The sequence below is a fragment of the Ensifer sesbaniae genome (genome assembly GCF_013283665.1).
Lineage (GTDB): Bacteria > Pseudomonadota > Alphaproteobacteria > Rhizobiales > Rhizobiaceae > Ensifer > Ensifer sesbaniae.
In genome coordinates, this window is the sequence record NZ_JABEKU010000002.1 from 581,277 (window position 1) to 600,456 (window position 19,180).

Consider the following 19,180-nt stretch of genomic DNA (forward strand, 5'->3'; position numbering starts at 1 on the left):
ATTTTCAACAAATCGGAGAAAATCCCTCAGGGTCCTGATAGAGGATGATGGGCGAGAGACGTGATTTGCAGAGAGGCTTCGATGGACGGCAACGGCAGAGGAAAACGCGGACGCAAGGCGGGCGAGAATGCGGCACCGTCATCCGTCCAGGTGCTCGATCGCAGCCTTGCTCTTCTGACGGTCGTCGCCCAGGAGGACGGCTCGACCTTGACCCAGCTTGCCGACGAGACCGGTATGGCGCCGTCCACGGTCCACCGCTTGCTGACGACGCTGGCCGGCCACGGCATGGTAATGAACGACCCCGACACCGGCGCCTGGACCGTCGGCCTCAGGGCATTCGAGATCGGCAATGCCTATCTGCGCTTCCGCAAGCTCGGAACGATCAGCCGCCCCTTCCTCAAGGGTCTCATGGAAGAAAGCGGCGAGACGGCCAACATCGGCATCGAGGAAGGCGGCGACGTCGTCTTCATTTCGCAGGTCGAAAGCCACGCGCCGATGCGCGCCTTCTTCCGTCCCGGGCGCCGCGGTCCGGTTCATGCCTCCGGCATCGGCAAGGCGATCCTTTCGACCTGGTCGGACAAGGAGATCGCCCAGCTTCTCGGCGGCCGCGAGCTCGCGCATTTCACCGACAAGACCCGCGACACGCTCCCGGCCCTCTTGAAGGATATCCAGGAGATCCGCCACCGCGGCTGGTCCGTCGATGACGAGGAGCACACGCTCGGCATGCGCTGCGTCGCAGCCCCCATCTTCAACGAGTACGGCGAAACGATCGCCGGTATCTCGATCTCCGGCCCATCGGTTCGCGTCAATGACGAGAAACTGTCAACCCTCGGCCCCATCGTGCGTGAGCGCGCCGATGCGCTCACCAAGGCGATGGGCGGCAAGCGGCCGGAAGAACTGTAGCTGCCAAGAAGAAGCAGACGCCGCGCATCGATCAGACGCGCGGCGCTTCACGTTTGAGAGAAAACTTCGTTTCGCTCAGGCCGTTTCAAGGCTTCGGGCAGCCGCTGCCGCCGTATCCTTCACAGCAATCGCAGGGTGTTTCATCGGCTTGCCGGCGACGTAGGTCTCGGCCACGCAGCGGTCGTCGCCCATCGTCTGCAGGATGAAGAGTTCCTCCGCCAGCGAACCGGCGACCCGCATGCGCAGCTCCATCGATGGCTTGGCGCGGCTGTCGAGCACGACGATATCGGCGTCGGCGCCGACATGCAGCGAGCCGATACGGTCGTCGAGGTCGAGCGCGCGGGCATTGCCAAGCGTCATGCGGTAGAAGGAGTTGAACGGCGTCAGGCGCTGGCCCTGCAGGTGCAGCACCTTATAGGCTTCGTCCATCGTCTCCAGCATCGAGAAGCTGGTGCCGGCGCCGACGTCGGTTGCGACCGACCATCGGGCGCCGAGCTTGTCGAAACGGTCACGGTCGAAGAGACCGGAGCCGAGGAAGAGGTTCGAGGTCGGGCAGAAGGTGCCGACGGCCCCGGTCTCGGCAAGAACCGAAATCTCGCGATCACTCAGATAAATGCAGTGACCGAGCAAGGTCTTGCGCGTCAGAAGATCATAACGCGCATAGATGTCGGTATAGTCCTTGGCCTCCGGGTAGAGCGAGGTCGCAAAGGCGATCTCGTCCCTGTTCTCGGAGAGGTGCGTCTGGACATAACATTCCGGGTGCTCGGCGACGAGCGTGCGGCTCGCCTCCATCTGCTCCGGCGTCGACGTGATGGCGAAGCGCGGGCTGATGGCGTAATGCGCACGGCCGCGGCCATGCCACTTGGCGATCAGCGCCTTCGTCTCGTCATAGCCCTGCTGCGGGGTGTCGCGCAGCGCGTCCGGCGCGTTGCGGTCCATCATCACCTTGCCGCCGATCATCAGCATGCCACGCGCTTCCGCCGCGCTGAAATAGGCGTCGACGCTCTCCGGATGCACCGAGCAATAGGCGACTGCCGTGGTCGTGCCGTTCGACAGGAGTTCGTCCATGAAGCGGCCGGCGATGAAGTCGGCATGTTCCGGCTTCCGGAACTTCTGCTCCTCAACGAAGATGTAGGTGTTCAGCCATTCGAGAAGCTGGGCGCCATAAGAGGCGATCGCCTGCGTCTGCGGGAAGTGCAGATGCGTGTCGATGAGCCCTGGCAGCACCAGATTGGGGCGATGGTCGGCGACCTTAACGCTCGCGCCGGCGCGGCGGGCAACATCGATATGCTCGCCGATATCGGCAATCTTGCCGCCTCGCACCAGCACGGCGCCGTCTTCGAAGTAGCGATAGGACGCCGCATCGTTGATGCCCTTCGGTTCCTCGACAAAGGTCAGCACGCGGCCGCGGATCAGCAATTCGGTCATTGGGTCTTTCCTCCATTCACGACGGACTCGTACCAGGCGACGAGCAGTTGCCGCTCCTCGTCGGATACGCCGGTGACGTTGGCGGGCGGCATCGCGTGGCTGCGGCCGGCCTGCAGGTAGATTTCACGCGCGTGGTTGGCGATCTCGGTGTCGGTTTCGAGCGTCACGCCCTTCGGTGGCACGATCAGGCCTTCCCAGCCCGGCTCCTTGGCATGGCACATGGAACAGCGGCCAAGCACCGTGTCGCGCACCTTCGGAAAGGCTTCCGCGGTCACGAAGGGCTGCTGTGCGGCGGAGATCTTCTCCTCCCCGCCGCCGGCGAGCACCTTCGGCACGGTCGAGAGCCACATGATCGCAACGAAGAGCAGCGCGGTGACGAGCCAGGTCCAGGTCGGGTTGCCCTTGTCCGCATGGCGGGTGTTGAAATAGTGGCGGATGGTGACGCCCATCAGGAAGACCAGCGAGGCGATGATCCAGTTGTACTGGGTACCGAAGGCCAGCGGATAGTGGTTCGACAGCATCAAGAACAGAACCGGCAGCGTCAGGTAGTTGTTATGGGTCGAACGCTGCTTGGCGATCACGCCGTACTTCGCGTCCGGCGTGCGGCCGGCAATGAGATCGCCGACGACGATTTTCTGGTTCGGAATGATGATGAAGAAGACGTTCGCCGACATGATCGTGGCGGTGAAGGCGCCGAGATGCAGGAAGGCGGCGCGGCCGGTGAAGAGCTGCGTATAGCCCCAGGCCATGCCGACCAGGATGAAGTACAGAAGCACCATCAGCTTGGTATTGTCGCGGCCGAAGGGCGACTTGCAGATCGTATCATAGGCAAGCCAGCCGAAGCCGATCGAGCCGAGCGAGATGGCGATTGCCACCGGCTTCGAAACGTCGAGCACGTTCGGATCGATCAGAAAGAGGTCGGCACCGGCGTAGTAGACCAGGCACAGCATGCCGAAGCCGGAAAGCCAGGTAACGTAGGATTCCCATTTGAACCAGATCAGGTGATCCGGCATGTTGGACGGTGCGACCAGGTATTTCTGGATGTGATAAAAGCCGCCGCCGTGCACCTGCCATTCTTCGCCATAGGCGCCAACAGGCAGGTCTGGCCTCTTCTTCAGACCGAGGTCGAGTGCGACGAAATAGAACGACGAACCGATCCAGGCGATGGCGGTGATCACGTGCAGCCATCGCACGGCAAAGGTCAGCCAATCCCAGGCTATGGCATACTCGTACATGCAATTCTCCCATTTCTCCTCGGCGCATTATGTGTCATTGCTGGAGGTCGCGGGAACGTCGCTGCTTCACCAACACTTTCAAAAAAATCTATAAAATGGCGACGGAATGGATAGGCTAGAGAGAGGCCGGAGGAGTGGGACGGAGGCATGTCATATCTGGACAATGTGCGCGTCTTCGTGCGCGTCGTAGAGCTTGGAACCCTGTCGGCAGCCGGTCGCGACCAGCGCGTGACGCCGGCGGTTGCAAGTAATAGAATCAAAGAGTTGGAGCGCCATATGGGCGTTCGCCTGTTCAATCGGACGACGCGCAAGCTGACCCCGACGGAGCACGGCCGCGTCTTTTACGACGGGGCGGTGAAGATCCTCGAAGCGGTCAACGAAGCGGAAAACGCGATCGCCGATCTCTCGCGCAATCCGAAGGGTGCGCTGAAGATTACCGCTCCCTTGGGGATAGGTCGGCGCCTGATTGCGTCGGGCATTCCGGAGTTCCACGACAAATATCCCGACATCGAAGTGCGGCTTCGCCTGTCGGACCACAATGTCGACATCCTCTCCGAAGGCGTCGACGTCGCCTTCAAGCTCGGCATCCTCGAAGATTCGAACCTGCGCATGCGCGGCATCATGAATTGCGAACGCGTGGTCTGCGGAGCGCCCGCCTATTTCGAAAAACGTGGCATACCCCAGACGCCCGACGCGCTGATCGCCGACAAGCACGACTGTCTGTTGCTGCGTTATCCCGGCTCGAAGGAATATTTCTGGACGCTGCAGACCATGGAGGGCGTGCGCAAGCTCGAGGTGACCGGCCCTTATGATTCGGACGACGGTGACGTGCTCACCCAATGGGCGCTCGACGGCCGCGGCATAATCAACAAGCCGCTCTTCGAGGTGAAAAGCCACATCAATTCCGGTGCGCTGGTGCCGATCCTCGCCGACACGCCACCACTCAGCGTGCAACTTGCGGCGATCTATCCGCACAAGCGCTTCCAGGATCCGAAGGTCCGGCTGATGATCGACTACATGGCCGAGCGCTGTCAACGGCTTATCGGCAAGGCGCTGGAATAGGCTGGCTGATCGCAGATCCTACGGCTTGGCCTTCTCGATCCCAGGAATGCCGCGGATTTGCTCAACGAGAAAGTCGACCAGCAAGCGAACACGGGCGATGCCCGCGCGCTCAGGCACGATCAGCATGCTAAGCGGTACGGACGGCAGCGCGTAATCCGGAAGGAGCGGCACGAGCCGGCCGCTCGCCAGCAGATCATCGACCAGCCATTGATGGGTGGGGGCGATCCCACGCCCGGCGATGAGGGCCTCTCGCGCGGCAAGCCCATGATCGACGCGAAAACGCCCGGCAAAGGGTACCGAATGGCTGCGGCCGTCCGGTCCCTCCAGAATGAGCATGTCGCTGCCCGCCACGTTCGACATGCGGATCCCCTCATGACCGGAGAGGTCCCGCGCAGAAACGGGAGTGCCACGCGCTGCCAGATAGGCGGGTGCCGCAACAAGCAGACGCCGGCTTTCGCCCAACGGCCGTAGTTTCATCGAACTGTCGGTGAGCGGCCCGAGACGCAGTGCGATATCGACGCCTTCGCGCACCAGATCGATGCGCTCGTCGGTCAGGCTTAGGTCGACCGCGATCTCCGGATATTTGTCCTGAAAGGCGAAGATCAGCCGGCTGGCGTGCAAGACGCCAAAGGCCGCCGTGCAGGATATACGAATGGTGCCGGCGGCAGCACCGCGCGTGCCGCGGGCCTCGTCGCCGGCCTGCTCCACCAGGCGCAGGATCTGGATGCTGTCGGCATAATAGCGGCTGCCTTCGTCGGTCAGGGTGACGCGTCGGGTGGTGCGGCTGAGCAGCGGCACGCCGACCGCCTCCTCAAGCTCCCGCAATTGCCGGGTGATCGTGGACTGGCCAACACCGAGCTCACGGGCAATCGCCGACAGGTTGCCACGCTCGGCGACGCGCACGAAGGTACGCATCCGTTCGAGCGTAACGTCTGATCTATCCATTTTTCGGCACAATCCTATGCATTCCGGATGTCTAGCGCATAGGGTCGCCGCGGTCTACCTAGGTTCTCAGTTGATGACACAGGGAACACCGACCATGAAAGTTCTGCTCGTCTATGCCCACCCCGAACCCCGCTCGCTCAACAGCGCACTGCGCGATACCGCCATCAAGGCGCTTGAGGCCGAGGGCCACGAGGTCCGCGTGACAGACCTCTATGCCGAAGGCTGGAAATCCGAAATCGACCGCGCCGACTTCCCGACCCTTCCCTCGGACACGCGTTTCAAACCGAGCCGGGCATCGAAGCAGGCCTTCGCCACCGATACGCTGACCGCCGACGTCAAGACCGAACAGGAAAAGCTGCTATGGGCCGATGCCCTGATCCTGCAGTTTCCGCTGTGGTGGTATTCGATGCCGGCGATCCTCAAGGGCTGGGTCGATCGTGTCTATGCCTATGGTTTCGCCTATGGCGTCGGCGAGCACAGTGACAAATACTGGGGCAAGCGTTTTGGTGAGGGCACGCTTGCCGGAAAACGCGCCATGCTGGTGGTGACGACGGGGGGCTGGGAGGAGCACTATTCGCCGCGTGGGGTCAACGGGCCGATCGACGACCTGCTGTTCCCGATCAACCACGGAATCCTCTTTTACCCTGGTTACGACGTACTGCCGCCCTTCGTCGCCTACCGGGTCGACAGCCTCGACGACGCCGGCTTCGAAGCGACGGCCGAGCGCCTGCGGCAGAGGATGCGCACACTGGCGACGACCGCGCCCATTCCCTATCGCCGGCAGAATGGTGGGGATTATGTGATCCCGACACTGGAGCTTCGCCCGGAGGTCGGAGCCCCGGATGCGCGCAGTTTTGCGCTTCACCTGAACGGCGAGACACAATAGCGCGACCCTAGGCCCGTTGTCGGGCGACAGCGTCAGCGGACAATTTTGGCCGCAGCCGACCGACGCGAGGCATCGGCTTGTACCGGTTGGCGGAAATTGAGCGCCGCCGCCATCACCTCGGCGGCGGCGAGCGCAGCGATGACCGCCGGTCGTTTGTCCTTCACCGTCGTGCCGCCGATCGGGCAGACGAGCCGGTCGAAAAGCTCCGGCCGGCCGATTTCACGCGACAGCCAGTTCTTGAAGGTCGCGCGCTTCGTCTTCGACCCGATCATCCCGACATAGGATGCATCGTCGCGGCGAAGCGCTTCCGCCGCGATCAGGAAGTCGAGTGCATGGTCGTGGGTGAGGATGACGAAGGCGCTGCCGGGCGGGGCATCGCGCACCACAGCTTCCGGCATCGCCGTCAGGCAGGTTTCGATGCCGGGAATGTCGGCAACGGCCGAAAGCTCGTTCTCGCGGGTATCGACGAGAACGGTGCGCACCGGCACTAAAGAGAGCGCCATAGCCAGCGCATCGCCGACATGGCCGGCGCCGAAGACATAGACATGCGGCCGGCCGGCGATCTCCAGGTCGCTGCGTTCAATCAGCATGGCGGCTTTCTCCCGATCGATGCGTGTGAAGGCGAGCGCCACGCGCCCGCCGCAACACTGGCCGATCTCAGGGCCGAGCGGGATTGTCAGCGTATCGGGCGCATCACCACGCTTCAGTGCCCGCTGGCCATGATCGATCGCCATGTATTCCAACTGACCGCCGCCGATCGTGCCGAAGAGGCTTTCGGGGGCGACGAGCATCCAGGCATCGGTGTCGCGCGGTGTCGAACCCGCAGCATCCGTCACTTCCACGAGCAAGCAGTCCTGCTCGCGTCTGAGAAAGTCCCTGATATCCTCGCGGCTCGCTACCATGACCGATCAACCCTTCTTCACCCTTTCTGCCGTGCGGCCGCCCGGAGCCGCTCGATCGCCATCAGCACCCGTTCCGGCGTTGCTGGCGCATCGAGGCGCGGAGCTATACGATACTCCGCAACGCTGGCCGCCGCCATCGAAAGGGCTTCGAGGACCGAAATGCCGAGCATGAACGGTGGTTCCCCCACCGCCTTCGAACGGCGGATCGTCTCCTCGCGGTTGACCGACCATTCGGCAAGGCGGGTGTTGAAGACACGCGGGCGATCGGAAGCAAGCGGGATCTTGTAGGTCGACGGCGCATGCGTGCGCAGCCGGCCCTTGGCGTCCCACCACAGTTCCTCCGTCGTCAGCCAGCCCATGCCCTGAATGAAGGCGCCTTCCACCTGACCGAGATCGAGCGCCGGGTTCAGCGACCGGCCGACATCGTGCAGGATATCGGTGCGGTCGACCTGGTATTCGCCGGTCAGCGTATCGACACTGACCTCGGAGCAGGACGCACCGTAAGCGTAGTAGAAGAACGGCCGCCCACGGCCTTCGGCGCGGTTCCAGTGGATCTTCGGCGTCTTGTAGAATCCGGCCGCCGAAAGCTGGATGCGGGCGCCATAGGCGATCTTGATGAACTCGTTGAAGCTCAGGCGATCGACGCCGATCCGCACCGTGTTCGGCTCGAAGGCGACATCCGTTTCGCTGACGTTCCAGCGCTCGGCGGCAAACTTGACCAGCCGTGCCTTGATCTGCTGTGCCGCATTGGCCGCGGCCATGCCGTTGAGATCGGAGCCGGACGACGCCGCGGTCGCCGAGGTGTTCGGCACCTTGCCGGTCGTCGTTGCCGTCACCTTGATCCGGTCGAGATCGACCTGGAACTCGTCGGCCACCACCTGGGCGACCTTGGTGTAGAGCCCCTGCCCCATCTCGGTGCCGCCATGGTTCAGATGGATCGAACCATCCGTATAGACGTGCACGAGAGCGCCGGCCTGGTTGTACTCCGTCTTGGTGAAGGAGATGCCGAACTTCACCGGCGTCAGCGCGATGCCACGCTTGACCACGTTGTTCTCACGGTTGAAAGCGATCACCGCCTCGCGGCGCTTGGCGTAGTCGGCCGAGGTTTCCAGCTCCTCGATGATCCGGCCGATGATGTTGTCTTCCACGGTCTGGTGGTAGGGCGTCAGGTTTCGCCCCTCGCCGCCGTAGAAGTTCAGCTTGCGGATTTCGAGCGGATCCTTGCCGACGGCATAGGCGATCTCCTCGATCATGCGCTCGCCCCCGACCATGCCCTGCGGACCGCCGAAACCGCGGAACGCCGTGTTGGAGACGGTGTTCGTCTTCAGCGGACGCGAGCGCAGCCGCACATTCGGATAGAAATAGCAATTGTCGGCGTGAAACAGCGCGCGGTCGGTAACCGGTCCGGAGAGATCGGCCGAGTAGCCGCAGCGCGCCGAAAAGACGGCATCAACGGCTTCGATACGCCCCTCGTCGTCGAAGCCGAGCTTGTAGTCCACATGGAAGTCGTGGCGCTTGCCGGTCGCGCTCATGTCGTCATCGCGGTCGGGCCTGACCTTGACCGGGCAGCGGTACTTCTTGGCGGCGACAGCCGCAACGGCCGCGAAGATGTTGGCCTGGGTTTCCTTGCCGCCGAAGCCGCCGCCCATGCGGCGCACGTTGACGGTGACCGCATTCGACGGCACGCCGAGCACGGTCGCGACCATGTGCTGCGTCTCGCTCGGATGCTGGGTCGAGGAATAGACGAGGACCTCGTCGTCCTCGCCGGGAATAGCGAAGGAGATCTGCCCTTCCAGGTAGAAGTGATCCTGGCCGCCGATCCGCATCTCGCCTTCAAGGATGTTCTTCGCCTTGGCGAAGCCGGCCTCGATGTCGCCGCGCTCGAGCTTCAGCGGATCGATCACCAATGGATAATTGGCAGCGGCCGCTTCCAGCACGTCGGTCACATGCGGCAGGTCGCGATATTCGATCTTGACCTTGGCGGCGGCACGGCGGGCCGCCTCCCGTGACGTTGCGACGACCGCGAAGATCGGCTGGCCGTGGAACTCCACCTTGTCGGTGACGAAGATCGGCTCGTCGTGCTTGTGCGCCGGGCTGATGTCGTTTTCGCCGGGGATGTCGGCCGCCGTCAGGACGCCAATCACGCCTTCGCTGCTCGACACGGCTTCGAAGTCGATCGACAGGATCTCCGCATGCGCGCGCTGCGACAGGCCGAGATAACCGTGCAGAGTGCCCTGGGGCTCCGGAATGTCGTCGATATATTCGGCGGTACCCGATACGTGCTTGTGGCCGGACTCGTGCCGTTCCTTTTCATGTACGCCGCCGCGGATGCGGTCGATGGGCTGCATCACATTCATGGCTTCCTCCCTTAAACCGCGACAGCAATCGTGCGATCGAGGCGGATCTGGCCGCTCGACTGCGTTTCGAGATAGAAGCGGCGAAGCAGGTTCTTCGCCACCAGCTGGCGGTACTCCGCCGAGGCGCGCCAGTCGGTGAGCGGTGTGAAATCCTGGTCAAAGGCCGTAACCGCGCGCTCGATCGTCTCCTCGGTCCACTCCGCCCCCTTGAGGGCAGCCTCGACATTGGAGGCGCGCTTCGGCGTGCCGGCCATGCCGCCGAAGGCGATGACTGCGTCAGTCACCCGGCCGGCATCGAAGGCGATACGGAAGGCGCCGCAGACGGCGGTGATGTCTTCGTCCAGGCGCTTCGTTACCTTGTAGACGGCGACACGGGCATCATCCGAGACGAAGGGGATGCGCACGGATTCCACGAACTCGCCGGGCTCACGGTCCTGCTTGCCATAGGCGATGAAGAAGTCCTCGAGCGCCACCGTGCGACGGCGATCGCCTTTCCGCAGCGTGATCGATGCGCCGAGCGCGATCAGTGCCGGCGGCGTGTCGCCGATCGGCGAGCCGTTGGCGATGTTGCCGCCGACGGTGCCCATGTTGCGTACCTGCTGGCCGCCGATGCGATCCCAAAGCTCCGTCAGTTCCGGGAAGTGCTCGACGATGACCGGATAGGCCTCGGCATAGCTGACACCGGCGCCGAGGGTCACGCCCTCCGCATCGACGCTGATCCGGCGCAGTTCTTCGAGATGGGTCAGGTGGATGACCGGCGAGATGTCGCGCATGAACTTCGTCACCCAGAGACCGACATCGGTCGAACCGGCAACGATCGTCGCCTTCGGGTTGGCTTCGAGAACGGCGGCGAAATCGTCGACCGAGCCCGGAAGAATGAAACGCTCCGTCTCCGAGCCGATTTCCACCCGGCGACCATCCTGCAGCGTAGCCAATTCCCTGGCGATCCGATCACGTTCGACCACCAGCGGATCCTTGCCGACATCGCCGATCGCCGAGATCGCTTCTGCCGCACGGATGATAGCGGCATAGCCGGTGCAGCGGCAGAGGTTGCCCTGCAGCGCCTTTTCAATCCCGGCGATCGACGGCTTGGCGTTTTCCATCCAGAGGCCATAGAGCGACATCACGAAGCCCGGCGTACAGAAACCGCACTGCGAGGCATGGGTGTCGACCATCGCCTGCTGCACCGGATGCAAGGGCCCCGCCGGCTGCGCCAGCGAATCCACCGTCACGATATGACAGCCGTCGAGCGAGCCGACGAAGCGGATGCAGGCGTTGACGGATTCGTATTTGAGCTTGCCGTCGAGCAGTCGGCCGACGAGCACCGTGCAAGCGCCGCAGTCGCCCTCGGCGCAGCCTTCCTTGGTGCCCTTGAGATTGCGGTCGATGCGCAGGAAATCGAGCAAGGTCTGAACCGGCGACACGTCGGCAAGCTCGACTAGGCGATGGTTCAGGATGAAGCGGATGGTGTTGCGGATCTGGATGGTCATGCCTCAGCTCCCGCGGTAGGTGGAGTAGCCATAAGGCGAGAGAAGCAGCGGCACATGGTAGTGCGCGCCCTGGTTCTCGATGCCGAAGCGGATCGGGATCACGTCGAGGAACGGATTCTCGCCGCGCTGGCTCGCACCGCCGAGATAGTCGCCGGCATGGAAATGCAGCTCGTAGGTGCCCGTCTGCATCCGTTCGCCGCTCAAGAGCGGTTCGTCGCAGCGGCCATCGTCATTGGTCTTGACCGATTTGATGTGCGTCTGGCGCTCGCCATCGACCCGGTAGAGCTCGATGCGCAGCCCCTCGGCCGGCTTGCCGCTTGCCGTATCCAGCACATGCGTCGTCAGGCGACCGGCGTTTCCACCATGAGATTGCATTCTGTTCGCTCCTCCCGAAGTCAGCTTTCCACCTCGCAGTATTCCGGCATTCCGGCCCGGTTGATAGCGAGCGGATCATTCGAGACTTTCAAATTTTTTGGGGGGAATGGGTCAGCGGAAATGCCGTTAGAAATCTTGGCGCAGAGACGAAAATGTCTGGAGGAGCTGCTTTGATGAGATACCCCCGCGATCTTCACGGCCACGGCCCGAACTTCAAGATCACATGGCCCGACGGCGCGCGGATCGCCGTGCAATTCGTCATCAACTACGAGGAAGGCGGCGAGAACTGCGTGCTGCATGGCGACGCAGCATCCGAAGCATTCCTGTCGGAAATCGTCGGCGCGCAACCTTGGCAGGGCCAGCGCCACTGGAACATGGAATCGATCTACGAGTATGGCGCCCGCGCCGGCTTCTGGCGGCTGCACCGCATGTTCACGGAGCGTGGCGTGCCGGCAACCGTCTATGGTGTGGCAACCGCGCTGAAGCGTTCGCCGGAACAGGTCGCGGCCATGCAGGATGCCGGCTGGGAAATCGCCTCGCACGGACTCAAGTGGATCGAGCACAAGGACTTTTCAGCCGAGCGCGAGCGCCAGGAGATCGCCGAGGCGATCCGCCTGCACACCATCGTCACCGGAGAGCGCCCGCGCGGCTGGTACACGGGGCGCTGCTCCGACAACACGCTCGACCTCGTCACCCAGGCGGGCGGCTTCGACTATGTTTCCGACGCCTATGCCGACGACCTGCCCTATTGGCATGAACACGCCGGGCGCCATCAGCTCGTCATCCCCTATACGCTCGACAGCAACGACATGCGCTTCGCGACGCCGCAGGGCTTCAACAGCGGCGACCAGTTCTTCAGCTACCTCAAGGACAGCTTCGACGTCCTCTACGCCGAAGGTACCGCCGGCGCGCCAAAGATGCTGAGCATCGGGCTGCACTGCCGCCTCGTCGGCCGGCCCGGCCGCGCGGCAGCCTTGGCCCGCTTCCTCGATTACGTGCAAAGCCATGAAAAGGTCTGGCTCGCAAAGCGCATCGACATCGCCCACTACTGGACCGAGAATTATCCGTACAAGGCCTGGGACGATCGTCCGTCACGAGTTGGCGAAGAGGCCTTCGTCGCCAAGTTCGGCGGCGTCTTCGAACATTCGAAGTGGATCGCCAAGCGCGCCTTCCAGGGTGAGCTTTCGCCCGCCAACGACACGGCGATCGGCCTTGCCGCAGTGCTGTCCGCCGTCTTCCGCGAAGCCTCGGTCGAGGAACGGCTTGCCGTTTTGATCGCCCACCCGGATCTCGCCGGCAAGCTGGCGCAGGCGAAACGGCTTACCGAAAGCTCGACCAACGAGCAGGCGTCCGCCGGGCTCGACGCGCTGACCGACGCTGAACGCGAACGCTTCACCACGCTCAACACTGCCTATGTCGAGAAGTTCAAGTTCCCGTTCATCATGGCGGTCAAGGGGCGCACCAAGGGTGAAATCCTTGCGGCCTTCGAGAGCCGGATCAACAACGACCGTGAAACGGAGTTCGAGACCGCGTGCCGGCAGGTGGAACGGATCGCCTATCTGCGCCTCAAGGACATGCTGCCGAGCTGAGGGCCTCGCGATGACGACCGACGGCGTGAGCCCGCCCGAATTCGCGCTGAACGCGATCAACCTCGCCTCCGCCGGTCTCGGCGCAAGGCCGGTCTTCGCGACCGACGAGTTCTTCGCACCGCTCGAGCGTTTGCTCCAGGACGCGCCGCCGGTCTATCATCCCGGTGTCTACGACGAAAACGGCAAGTGGATGGACGGCTGGGAGACGCGGCGACGCCGCGGGCCCGGCAACGATCACGCCATTATCGCGCTGGCCGCGAATGGCCGTATCCAAGGCTTCGAGGTCGATACCGCGCATTTCACCGGCAACTATCCGAGCGCCTGCGCCATCGACGCCTGCCTAGCTCCGGGAGAGCCGAACGAAGAGACTGTCTGGACGGAACTGGTGTGCCCACGGCCGCTCGGCCCGAACGCGCTGCATCACTTCGAGGCGAAATCGGATGCGGTCTGGAGCCATGTCCGCCTGCGCATCTATCCCGATGGCGGCATTGCCCGCCTCAAAGTTTACGGCACGCCTGCTCTCGATCCGACGGTGATCGGCGACACGGTGGTCGACCTCGCCTCATCGCTGCTCGGCGGGCGCATCATTATCTATTCGAACGGGCACTACGGCCACCAGCGGCTGCTTGCACCCGGCCGCGGCATCAACATGGGCGACGGCTGGGAAACCCGCCGGCGGCGCGAGCCCGGAAACGACTGGATCGTCGTCAAACTTGCCGCACGCGGCGAAGTCGAGCGGATCGTGGTCGACACCGCCCATTTCAAGGGCAATTATCCCGACGCCTGTTCGCTGCAGGCGGCCGACCTCGGAGCCGCCAACTGCGACTTGGCGGCGTCCGTCACGGCATCGTCGATGTTCTGGCGCGAGGTTCTGCCACCGCAGAAGCTTCAGGCCGACAGCATCCATACCTATGAAGCCCACGATCTCGCCGCCGTTGGGCCAGTGACCCATGTGCGTTTCAACATCTTCCCCGACGGCGGCGTCAGCCGGCTGCGTGTCTTCGGGCGTATTGCGAAAGCCGGCACCCCTTAGATCGTCTCGCTGAGGAAACGAAATGATCGGACCTGAAGCGCAGCTCCCAGGAATACCGAACCTGGAATTGCTGCCATCGATCAACATTGGACGGAGGAGCGTCGCATGAAGGAAATCGTCATACAACCACTGACCCGGGAGGCCTTTGCGCCCTTCGGCGACGTGATCGAAACGGAGAATGCCCACAACTTCCCCATCAACGGCGGCAAATGCACCCGCTATCACGACCTCGCCAAGATCGAGACCACGGGCGAGAAGGCCCGGCCGATGATCAGCCTGGTGCGCGGCGAGCCCTATCCGCTGCCACTGAAACTCACCATGGTCGAGCGCCATCCGCTCGGCAGCCAGGCCTTCATCCCCTTGAGCGACAATCCGTTTCTCGTGGTCGTATCCCGGGAAACCGACGAAGGCCCGGGTGAACCGATCGCCTTCAAGACCACGCCGGGCCAGGGCGTCAACATCGCCCGCAATGTCTGGCACGGCATCCTGACGCCGCTTGATGACGTCTCGGATTTCGCAGTGGTCGACCGCGGCGGCGAGGGCGTCAACCTGGAGGAACACTTCTTCAAGGAGCCGTTCCTGATCGTGTGATCGAACGAATGGCCCGGTCGGCCGGCCGGGTCATCGGTGCGCCAGGGCCTCGCTGGCGCGGCCGAAACTGTGCGAATGATACGATTGCCCCATCAATAACCGCCATCCCGACGAAACTTCGTCGGCGTGTATCCCGTCAATCGCCGGAAATCGCGCGAGAAGTGATAGGGATCCGGGTAGCCGCAGACCGCCGCCACCGCCGCGACCTTGGCGTCGGGGCCGACCAGCAGGCGCTTCGCCTGGTTGATGCGCTCGTGGCGCAGCCAATCCATCGGCGTGGTCCCCACCATGTCGCGAAAGCGGCGAAAGAACTGCGACTGGCTGAGTCGCGCTAGGCTCGCGAGATCATCGATCGTCCAGGCGCGGGCGAGATCCTCACGCATCGCTGAAAGAACCGCCTGCAAACGATCCTCGTCCGGAGCATCCTCGCCCGGCTCACGACCGGTCAGACGCGGCCCGATCATGTCCGCAATCAGCCCGGAGATGGCCGCACTCGCCAAGGCATCGGTCGCCGGCGAGCGTTCGGCAAGATATCCGCTCACGGCCTCAAAGGCGGCGCGTGCCGTCTGTGGATCCCTAGGCATGAACAGCGGCGACTGCTGCACGCCGAGGAATTGATAGAGCGCATCAAGCCCGTGTCCCTCGATCCCCATCCAGAGATAGGACCAGTTTTCACTGTCGGGCGCGCAGCTATGCGCATAGGCCTGGGCGGTATCGAGCCAGGCGACACTCCCCGTTTCGGCGAGGAAGCGTTGTCCGCGCACCTCGATCAGCCCGCAGCCACCTGTCGTGTAGACGAAGACATGCTGATGGAACCGCTTGCGGATCGGCGGCTCCTCCCGACGGGCCGTTCGGCTTCCGGCGACCAGCGCCAGATACGGGAACGCATCGGCAAATTTCGCCGGCGTATGGAAGTGGATCTCTTCGTTTTCAGACAGCATCTACGCTTTCTGTCAGCCGATGCGAGTTTTGTCCATCATCTTGCGATGGACCACCATTCCCAGCAAGACGGTGTTGACGCTATCATGCAGCTTTATGCACGGAGTGTTGCCCATGACCGAAGCCGCGTCGACCGGCGAAGCAGCGAGTTTGACCTTCGCGCCGCTGTCCCCGGATTTTGCCCGCGATCCCTATCCGACCTATCGCGCCTTGCGCGAAATGGAGGGACTGCACTACTTCGCGGACTTCGACATTTGGCTGGCGTCGCGCTTCGAGGACGTCTCGGCAATCGTCATGGACAAGCGCATGGTGCGCTCGCTGGAGGACATCGCGACGGCGGAAGAGCTGGCGAAACTGCAACGTGCCGGCAACTGGCATGACATGCCGCACCACGAGCGCTTCGTGCAGTTCAGCCTGCTCGATAGCGACGGCGCGGTGCACGACCGGCTGCGCAAGCAGGTGTTCAAGCTGTTCACGCCGGCCATGATCGCCAAGCTTCGCGACCAGATCCAGGCCTATGTCGACCGCCTAATCGACAGCCTTGCCAATCGCGGCGAGATCGATTTCGTCGAAGACCTCGCCGCCCACGTTCCCGGCCATATCATCGGCCGCCTGCTCGGCGTTCCGGACGAAGACTGTCCCCAGCTTCGCATCTGGTCGGAGAACATCGTGCAATTCTTCGACGTCGACCGCTCCGACGCCCGCAAGAAGATCGCCGAAGACAACACGACCGAATTCTACGAATATCTGACGGCGCTGAAGGCCGAACGCGAGCGGGCGCCGAAGGATGACCTCATCTCGGTGCTGATCGAAGCGGAACGCTCCGGCGCAATGAACTTCGACGAGTTCATCTCGACCTGCATGCTGATCCTGATGGCCGGCCACGGCTCGACGATCGACGTACTCGGCAGCGGCATGCATGCGCTCCTGCGTTTCCCCGAACAGATGGCGCGGCTGCGCAACGAGCCTGGCCTGATCCAGACCGGCGTGCAGGAGATGTTCCGCTACGAGTCGCCGCTTCCATTCTTCCATCGCCATTGCGTCGAGGACGTCGAGATCTGCGGCCGGCGCTTCGAGCGGGGCACCAAGTTCGGCCTGCTCTACGGTGCTGCCAACCGCGATCCGAAGCAGTTCGAGAATGCCGATACCTTCGACATCGGCCGCACGCCCAACCGGCACCTCGCCTTCGGTGGCGGCGTGCATTTCTGCCTCGGCAACCATCTCGCGCGTCTCGACATGGATATCATCTTCAGCACGCTGCTGCGCCGCTTCCCCACCATCGACCTCGTCGACCGGGAACCGGAATACAAGTGCGGGCTCTCGGTCCGCGGCCCCAAGCGGCTGAAGATCGCCATCCGCCCGGCTTAACCCGAACCGACACCAACATTTTCAGAACCGGAGAATATCCATGCCCAAGATCGTCTTCATCGACGCGGACGGCACGACGAAGGAAGTGCAGGCGGAGGTCGGTCAATCGCTGATGTCCGCCGCCGTGCAGAACGGCATCGATGCCATCGCCGCCGAGTGCGGCGGCTCCTGCGCCTGCGGCACCTGTCACTGTTACATCGACGGAGAATGGGCCGAGCGATTGCCGGCGCCCGAATTCCAGGAGCAGGACATGATCGAGTGCGTCGTCAACCCGAACGAGAGAAGCCGCCTGAGCTGTCAGATCACGGTCTCGGCCGAGCTCGATGGCCTGGTGGTGCACCTGCCGGCCGGGCAATACTGAGCAAATCCAGGAAAAGTGTGACGCGTTCATCCGTCCGGATTTGCGTACTTCAAAACCAAGTCGACACAAAAAGGCCGGAGCGACTTTTGTAGCTCCGGCCAGCACTTACGGGGAAGTTCTGATTGGCCGAGGCGGCATGCCTCGGCCAATTTGCGTTATCCTGCAAAGAACGCGAAGCGGACGATGAAGAGTGCCGCAACGATCTGGGTGGCCGGGTGGATGACGCTCCATTTGCCGGTGCAGACCTTGAGCACGACGTAGCTGACGAAACCGAACGCAAGACCATTGGCGATCGAGTAGGTGAAGGGCATGGCGAGCGCGGTGAGCGCAGCCGGTGCCGCTTCCGTCAGGTCGTCCCACTCGACTTCGGTCAGCTCGCGCATCATCAGGCCAGCGACATAGAGCAGAGCCGGAGCCGTCGCATAGGACGGAACGGCGGCTGCCAGCGGCGAGAAGAACAGCGCTGCCAGGAACAGCACGCAGACGGTGAGCGCGGTGAGACCCGTGCGACCGCCGGCCTGAACGCCCGAGGCGCTTTCGACATAGGCAGTGGTGCTGCTGGTACCGATCAGCGAGCCAGCGACGATCGCCGTGCTGTCGGCGAGAAGGGCGCGGCCGAGACGGCTCGGCTTGCCTTCTTCGACCAGCCTGGCGCGCTTGGCGACACCGATCAGCGTGCCGGTGGCGTCGAAGACTTCGACGAGGACGAAGACGAGGATGACGTGCAGCAGGCCGCCATGCAGCGCCCCCATGATATCGAGTTGCAGGAAGGTTGGCGCGATGCTTGGCGGTACCGAGACGACCCCCTTGAACTCACTGACGCCGAGGATCATCGACAGAATCGTGACGACCAGGATGCCGATCAGGATCGAGCCGCGAACCTTCAGCGCGTCGAGCACGGCGATGACGAAGAAGCCGAGGATGGCGAGCATCGGTCCGGTCTGCTTGAGATCGCCGAGGCCGACCAGCGTTGCCGGATTGTCGACGACGATGCCGGCATTCTTCAAGGCGATGATGCCGAGGAAGAGGCCGATACCGGTGGCGATCGCGCTTCTGAGCGAATGCGGGATGCCGGCAATCAGCCAGCTACGGACACCGGTCACGGTGAGAATCAGGAAGATCACGCCCGAGATGAAGACAGCACCGAGCGCCTGTTGCCAGGTGAAGCCGAGGGCGGCAACGACGGTGAAGGCGAAGAAGGCGTTGAGACCCATGCCGGGCGCCATGCCGATCGGCCAGTTGGCGACGAGTGCCATGACGGCGGAACCGAGTGCTGCGGCAATACAGGTCGCAACGAAGACGGCATCCCTATCCATGCCCGTGCTCGACAGAATGTCGGGGTTGACGAAGATGATGTAGGACATCGTCAGGAATGTCGTGATGCCGGCGATCACCTCGGTGCGCGCGGTCGTCTGATGCTCTTTCAGCTTGAATAGTCGTTCAAACATATTTCCTCCCTTGGCGGCGTCACCACGACGCAGCCGAACGACAGAGATCGGGAAACCGTCTCCTCCAGTTCCCGGTCAGTGCATTTCGAAACGCCCGGGGGTTTCCGGGTCGATCGCTTCACGAACCGCCTCGCGGTCCGTGCCGGCCGGCGATCGTCCGCCCTCTTTCAGACGACGCGAATGCCTTTTGCACAGCCTTCGGATTGTGCGTGTTCCGGCGCCGGATCGCTAGCCGTCCATTCCCGGGCTCTAAAATGAAAGACTTTCA

The 19,180-nt window shown here is 63.1% G+C and carries 17 protein-coding genes; 8 read left to right on the forward strand and 9 right to left on the reverse strand.

Features of this window, described 5'->3' with window-relative positions:
* The first annotated feature begins 81 nt into the window (after positions 1 to 81).
* Positions 82 to 903, forward strand: coding sequence for an IclR family transcriptional regulator (locus tag BHMPCIPO_RS20475; RefSeq protein ID WP_173518673.1), 822 nt, complete (start codon positions 82 to 84; stop codon positions 901 to 903).
* Between the two features lie 75 nt (positions 904 to 978).
* On the opposite strand, the gene guaD is transcribed toward BHMPCIPO_RS20475, so the two are convergent.
* Both guaD and BHMPCIPO_RS20485 read right to left on the reverse strand, forming a co-directional pair.
* A complete protein-coding gene (gene guaD / locus BHMPCIPO_RS20480) occupies positions 979 to 2,331 on the reverse strand; it encodes a guanine deaminase (protein WP_173518674.1) in 1,353 nt (450 codons plus the stop codon).
* The gene (locus BHMPCIPO_RS20485) at positions 2,328 to 3,566 is read right to left on the reverse strand and encodes a urate hydroxylase PuuD (RefSeq protein ID WP_173518675.1); all 1,239 of its coding nucleotides are present in this window, start codon (positions 3,564 to 3,566) and stop codon (positions 2,328 to 2,330) included. The genes guaD and BHMPCIPO_RS20485 overlap by 4 nt, the downstream gene beginning before the upstream one ends.
* A gap of 147 nt (positions 3,567 to 3,713) precedes the next feature.
* Here BHMPCIPO_RS20485 and BHMPCIPO_RS20490 point away from each other — a divergent pair, with 147 nt between their 5' ends.
* Positions 3,714 to 4,628, forward strand: coding sequence for a LysR family transcriptional regulator (locus BHMPCIPO_RS20490; RefSeq protein ID WP_173518676.1), 915 nt, complete (start codon positions 3,714 to 3,716; stop codon positions 4,626 to 4,628).
* A gap of 18 nt (positions 4,629 to 4,646) precedes the next feature.
* Here BHMPCIPO_RS20490 and BHMPCIPO_RS20495 read toward each other — a convergent pair whose 3' ends face one another.
* Positions 4,647 to 5,573: a LysR family transcriptional regulator gene (locus BHMPCIPO_RS20495; protein ID WP_173518677.1), complete on the reverse strand. Its 927-nt coding sequence runs from the start codon at positions 5,571 to 5,573 to the stop codon at positions 4,647 to 4,649.
* Between the two features lie 94 nt (positions 5,574 to 5,667).
* Here BHMPCIPO_RS20495 and BHMPCIPO_RS20500 point away from each other — a divergent pair, with 94 nt between their 5' ends.
* Complete coding sequence (locus tag BHMPCIPO_RS20500; protein WP_173518678.1) at positions 5,668 to 6,459, forward strand: NAD(P)H-dependent oxidoreductase; 792 nt, start codon at positions 5,668 to 5,670, stop codon at positions 6,457 to 6,459.
* Between the two features lie 32 nt (positions 6,460 to 6,491).
* Here BHMPCIPO_RS20500 and xdhC read toward each other — a convergent pair whose 3' ends face one another.
* From xdhC to uraH, 4 genes are read right to left on the reverse strand one after another with little or no spacing between them, the layout of a single operon-like run.
* Positions 6,492 to 7,361 carry a xanthine dehydrogenase accessory protein XdhC gene (xdhC, locus tag BHMPCIPO_RS20505; RefSeq protein ID WP_173518679.1) on the reverse strand — a complete coding sequence of 290 codons (870 nt, stop codon included), beginning with the start codon at positions 7,359 to 7,361 and terminating at the stop codon, positions 6,492 to 6,494.
* 17 nt (positions 7,362 to 7,378) lie between these two features.
* Positions 7,379 to 9,718, reverse strand: coding sequence for a xanthine dehydrogenase molybdopterin binding subunit (xdhB, locus tag BHMPCIPO_RS20510; RefSeq protein WP_173518680.1), 2,340 nt, complete (start codon positions 9,716 to 9,718; stop codon positions 7,379 to 7,381).
* A gap of 11 nt (positions 9,719 to 9,729) precedes the next feature.
* Complete coding sequence (xdhA, locus tag BHMPCIPO_RS20515; RefSeq protein WP_173518681.1) at positions 9,730 to 11,208, reverse strand: xanthine dehydrogenase small subunit; 1,479 nt, start codon at positions 11,206 to 11,208, stop codon at positions 9,730 to 9,732.
* Positions 11,209 to 11,211: 3 nt separating this feature from the next.
* A complete protein-coding gene (gene uraH / locus BHMPCIPO_RS20520) occupies positions 11,212 to 11,583 on the reverse strand; it encodes a hydroxyisourate hydrolase (protein WP_173518682.1) in 372 nt (123 codons plus the stop codon).
* Positions 11,584 to 11,756: 173 nt separating this feature from the next.
* Here uraH and puuE point away from each other — a divergent pair, with 173 nt between their 5' ends.
* The 3 genes from puuE to BHMPCIPO_RS20535 all read left to right on the forward strand — a co-directional run bounded on the left by puuE (position 11,757) and on the right by BHMPCIPO_RS20535 (position 14,796).
* A complete protein-coding gene (puuE, locus tag BHMPCIPO_RS20525) occupies positions 11,757 to 13,172 on the forward strand; it encodes an allantoinase PuuE (RefSeq protein ID WP_210266618.1) in 1,416 nt (471 codons plus the stop codon).
* A gap of 10 nt (positions 13,173 to 13,182) precedes the next feature.
* Positions 13,183 to 14,205 (forward strand): allantoicase, encoded by a 1,023-nt coding sequence (gene alc, locus BHMPCIPO_RS20530; protein WP_173518215.1) that lies wholly within the window; start codon positions 13,183 to 13,185, stop codon positions 14,203 to 14,205.
* A gap of 105 nt (positions 14,206 to 14,310) precedes the next feature.
* The gene (locus BHMPCIPO_RS20535; RefSeq protein WP_173518684.1) at positions 14,311 to 14,796 is read left to right on the forward strand and encodes an ureidoglycolate lyase; all 486 of its coding nucleotides are present in this window, start codon (positions 14,311 to 14,313) and stop codon (positions 14,794 to 14,796) included.
* Between the two features lie 92 nt (positions 14,797 to 14,888).
* Here BHMPCIPO_RS20535 and BHMPCIPO_RS20540 read toward each other — a convergent pair whose 3' ends face one another.
* A complete protein-coding gene (locus tag BHMPCIPO_RS20540; RefSeq protein WP_173518685.1) occupies positions 14,889 to 15,737 on the reverse strand; it encodes a helix-turn-helix transcriptional regulator in 849 nt (282 codons plus the stop codon).
* A 112-nt stretch (positions 15,738 to 15,849) separates the two neighbouring features.
* Here BHMPCIPO_RS20540 and BHMPCIPO_RS20545 point away from each other — a divergent pair, with 112 nt between their 5' ends.
* Both BHMPCIPO_RS20545 and BHMPCIPO_RS20550 read left to right on the forward strand, forming a co-directional pair.
* Positions 15,850 to 17,103 (forward strand): cytochrome P450, encoded by a 1,254-nt coding sequence (locus BHMPCIPO_RS20545; protein WP_173518686.1) that lies wholly within the window; start codon positions 15,850 to 15,852, stop codon positions 17,101 to 17,103.
* Between the two features lie 40 nt (positions 17,104 to 17,143).
* Positions 17,144 to 17,464, forward strand: coding sequence for a 2Fe-2S iron-sulfur cluster-binding protein (locus tag BHMPCIPO_RS20550; protein WP_173518687.1), 321 nt, complete (start codon positions 17,144 to 17,146; stop codon positions 17,462 to 17,464).
* A gap of 155 nt (positions 17,465 to 17,619) precedes the next feature.
* Here the strand turns inward: BHMPCIPO_RS20550 and BHMPCIPO_RS20555 are convergent, their stop codons facing one another.
* The gene (locus tag BHMPCIPO_RS20555) at positions 17,620 to 18,912 is read right to left on the reverse strand and encodes an NCS2 family permease (RefSeq protein WP_173518688.1); all 1,293 of its coding nucleotides are present in this window, start codon (positions 18,910 to 18,912) and stop codon (positions 17,620 to 17,622) included.
* Between the last annotated feature and the right edge of the window lie 268 nt (positions 18,913 to 19,180).

Bases quoted from the DNA above. Each gene is read 5' to 3' on its own strand.
- BHMPCIPO_RS20475 (WP_173518673.1), top strand. From the start codon at position 82: ATGGACGGCAACGGCAGAGGAAAACGCGGACGCAAGGCGGGCGAGAAT.
- guaD (WP_173518674.1), bottom strand. From the start codon at position 2,331: ATGACCGAATTGCTGATCCGCGGCCGCGTGCTGACCTTTGTCGAGGAA.
- BHMPCIPO_RS20485 (WP_173518675.1), bottom strand. From the start codon at position 3,566: ATGTACGAGTATGCCATAGCCTGGGATTGGCTGACCTTTGCCGTGCGA.
- BHMPCIPO_RS20490 (WP_173518676.1), top strand. From the start codon at position 3,714: ATGTCATATCTGGACAATGTGCGCGTCTTCGTGCGCGTCGTAGAGCTT.
- BHMPCIPO_RS20495 (WP_173518677.1), bottom strand. From the start codon at position 5,573: ATGGATAGATCAGACGTTACGCTCGAACGGATGCGTACCTTCGTGCGC.
- BHMPCIPO_RS20500 (WP_173518678.1), top strand. From the start codon at position 5,668: ATGAAAGTTCTGCTCGTCTATGCCCACCCCGAACCCCGCTCGCTCAAC.
- xdhC (WP_173518679.1), bottom strand. From the start codon at position 7,361: ATGGTAGCGAGCCGCGAGGATATCAGGGACTTTCTCAGACGCGAGCAG.
- xdhB (WP_173518680.1), bottom strand. From the start codon at position 9,718: ATGAATGTGATGCAGCCCATCGACCGCATCCGCGGCGGCGTACATGAA.
- xdhA (WP_173518681.1), bottom strand. From the start codon at position 11,208: ATGACCATCCAGATCCGCAACACCATCCGCTTCATCCTGAACCATCGC.
- uraH (WP_173518682.1), bottom strand. From the start codon at position 11,583: ATGCAATCTCATGGTGGAAACGCCGGTCGCCTGACGACGCATGTGCTG.
- puuE (WP_210266618.1), top strand. From the start codon at position 11,757: ATGAGATACCCCCGCGATCTTCACGGCCACGGCCCGAACTTCAAGATC.
- alc (WP_173518215.1), top strand. From the start codon at position 13,183: ATGACGACCGACGGCGTGAGCCCGCCCGAATTCGCGCTGAACGCGATC.
- BHMPCIPO_RS20535 (WP_173518684.1), top strand. From the start codon at position 14,311: ATGAAGGAAATCGTCATACAACCACTGACCCGGGAGGCCTTTGCGCCC.
- BHMPCIPO_RS20540 (WP_173518685.1), bottom strand. From the start codon at position 15,737: ATGCTGTCTGAAAACGAAGAGATCCACTTCCATACGCCGGCGAAATTT.
- BHMPCIPO_RS20545 (WP_173518686.1), top strand. From the start codon at position 15,850: ATGACCGAAGCCGCGTCGACCGGCGAAGCAGCGAGTTTGACCTTCGCG.
- BHMPCIPO_RS20550 (WP_173518687.1), top strand. From the start codon at position 17,144: ATGCCCAAGATCGTCTTCATCGACGCGGACGGCACGACGAAGGAAGTG.
- BHMPCIPO_RS20555 (WP_173518688.1), bottom strand. From the start codon at position 18,912: ATGTTTGAACGACTATTCAAGCTGAAAGAGCATCAGACGACCGCGCGC.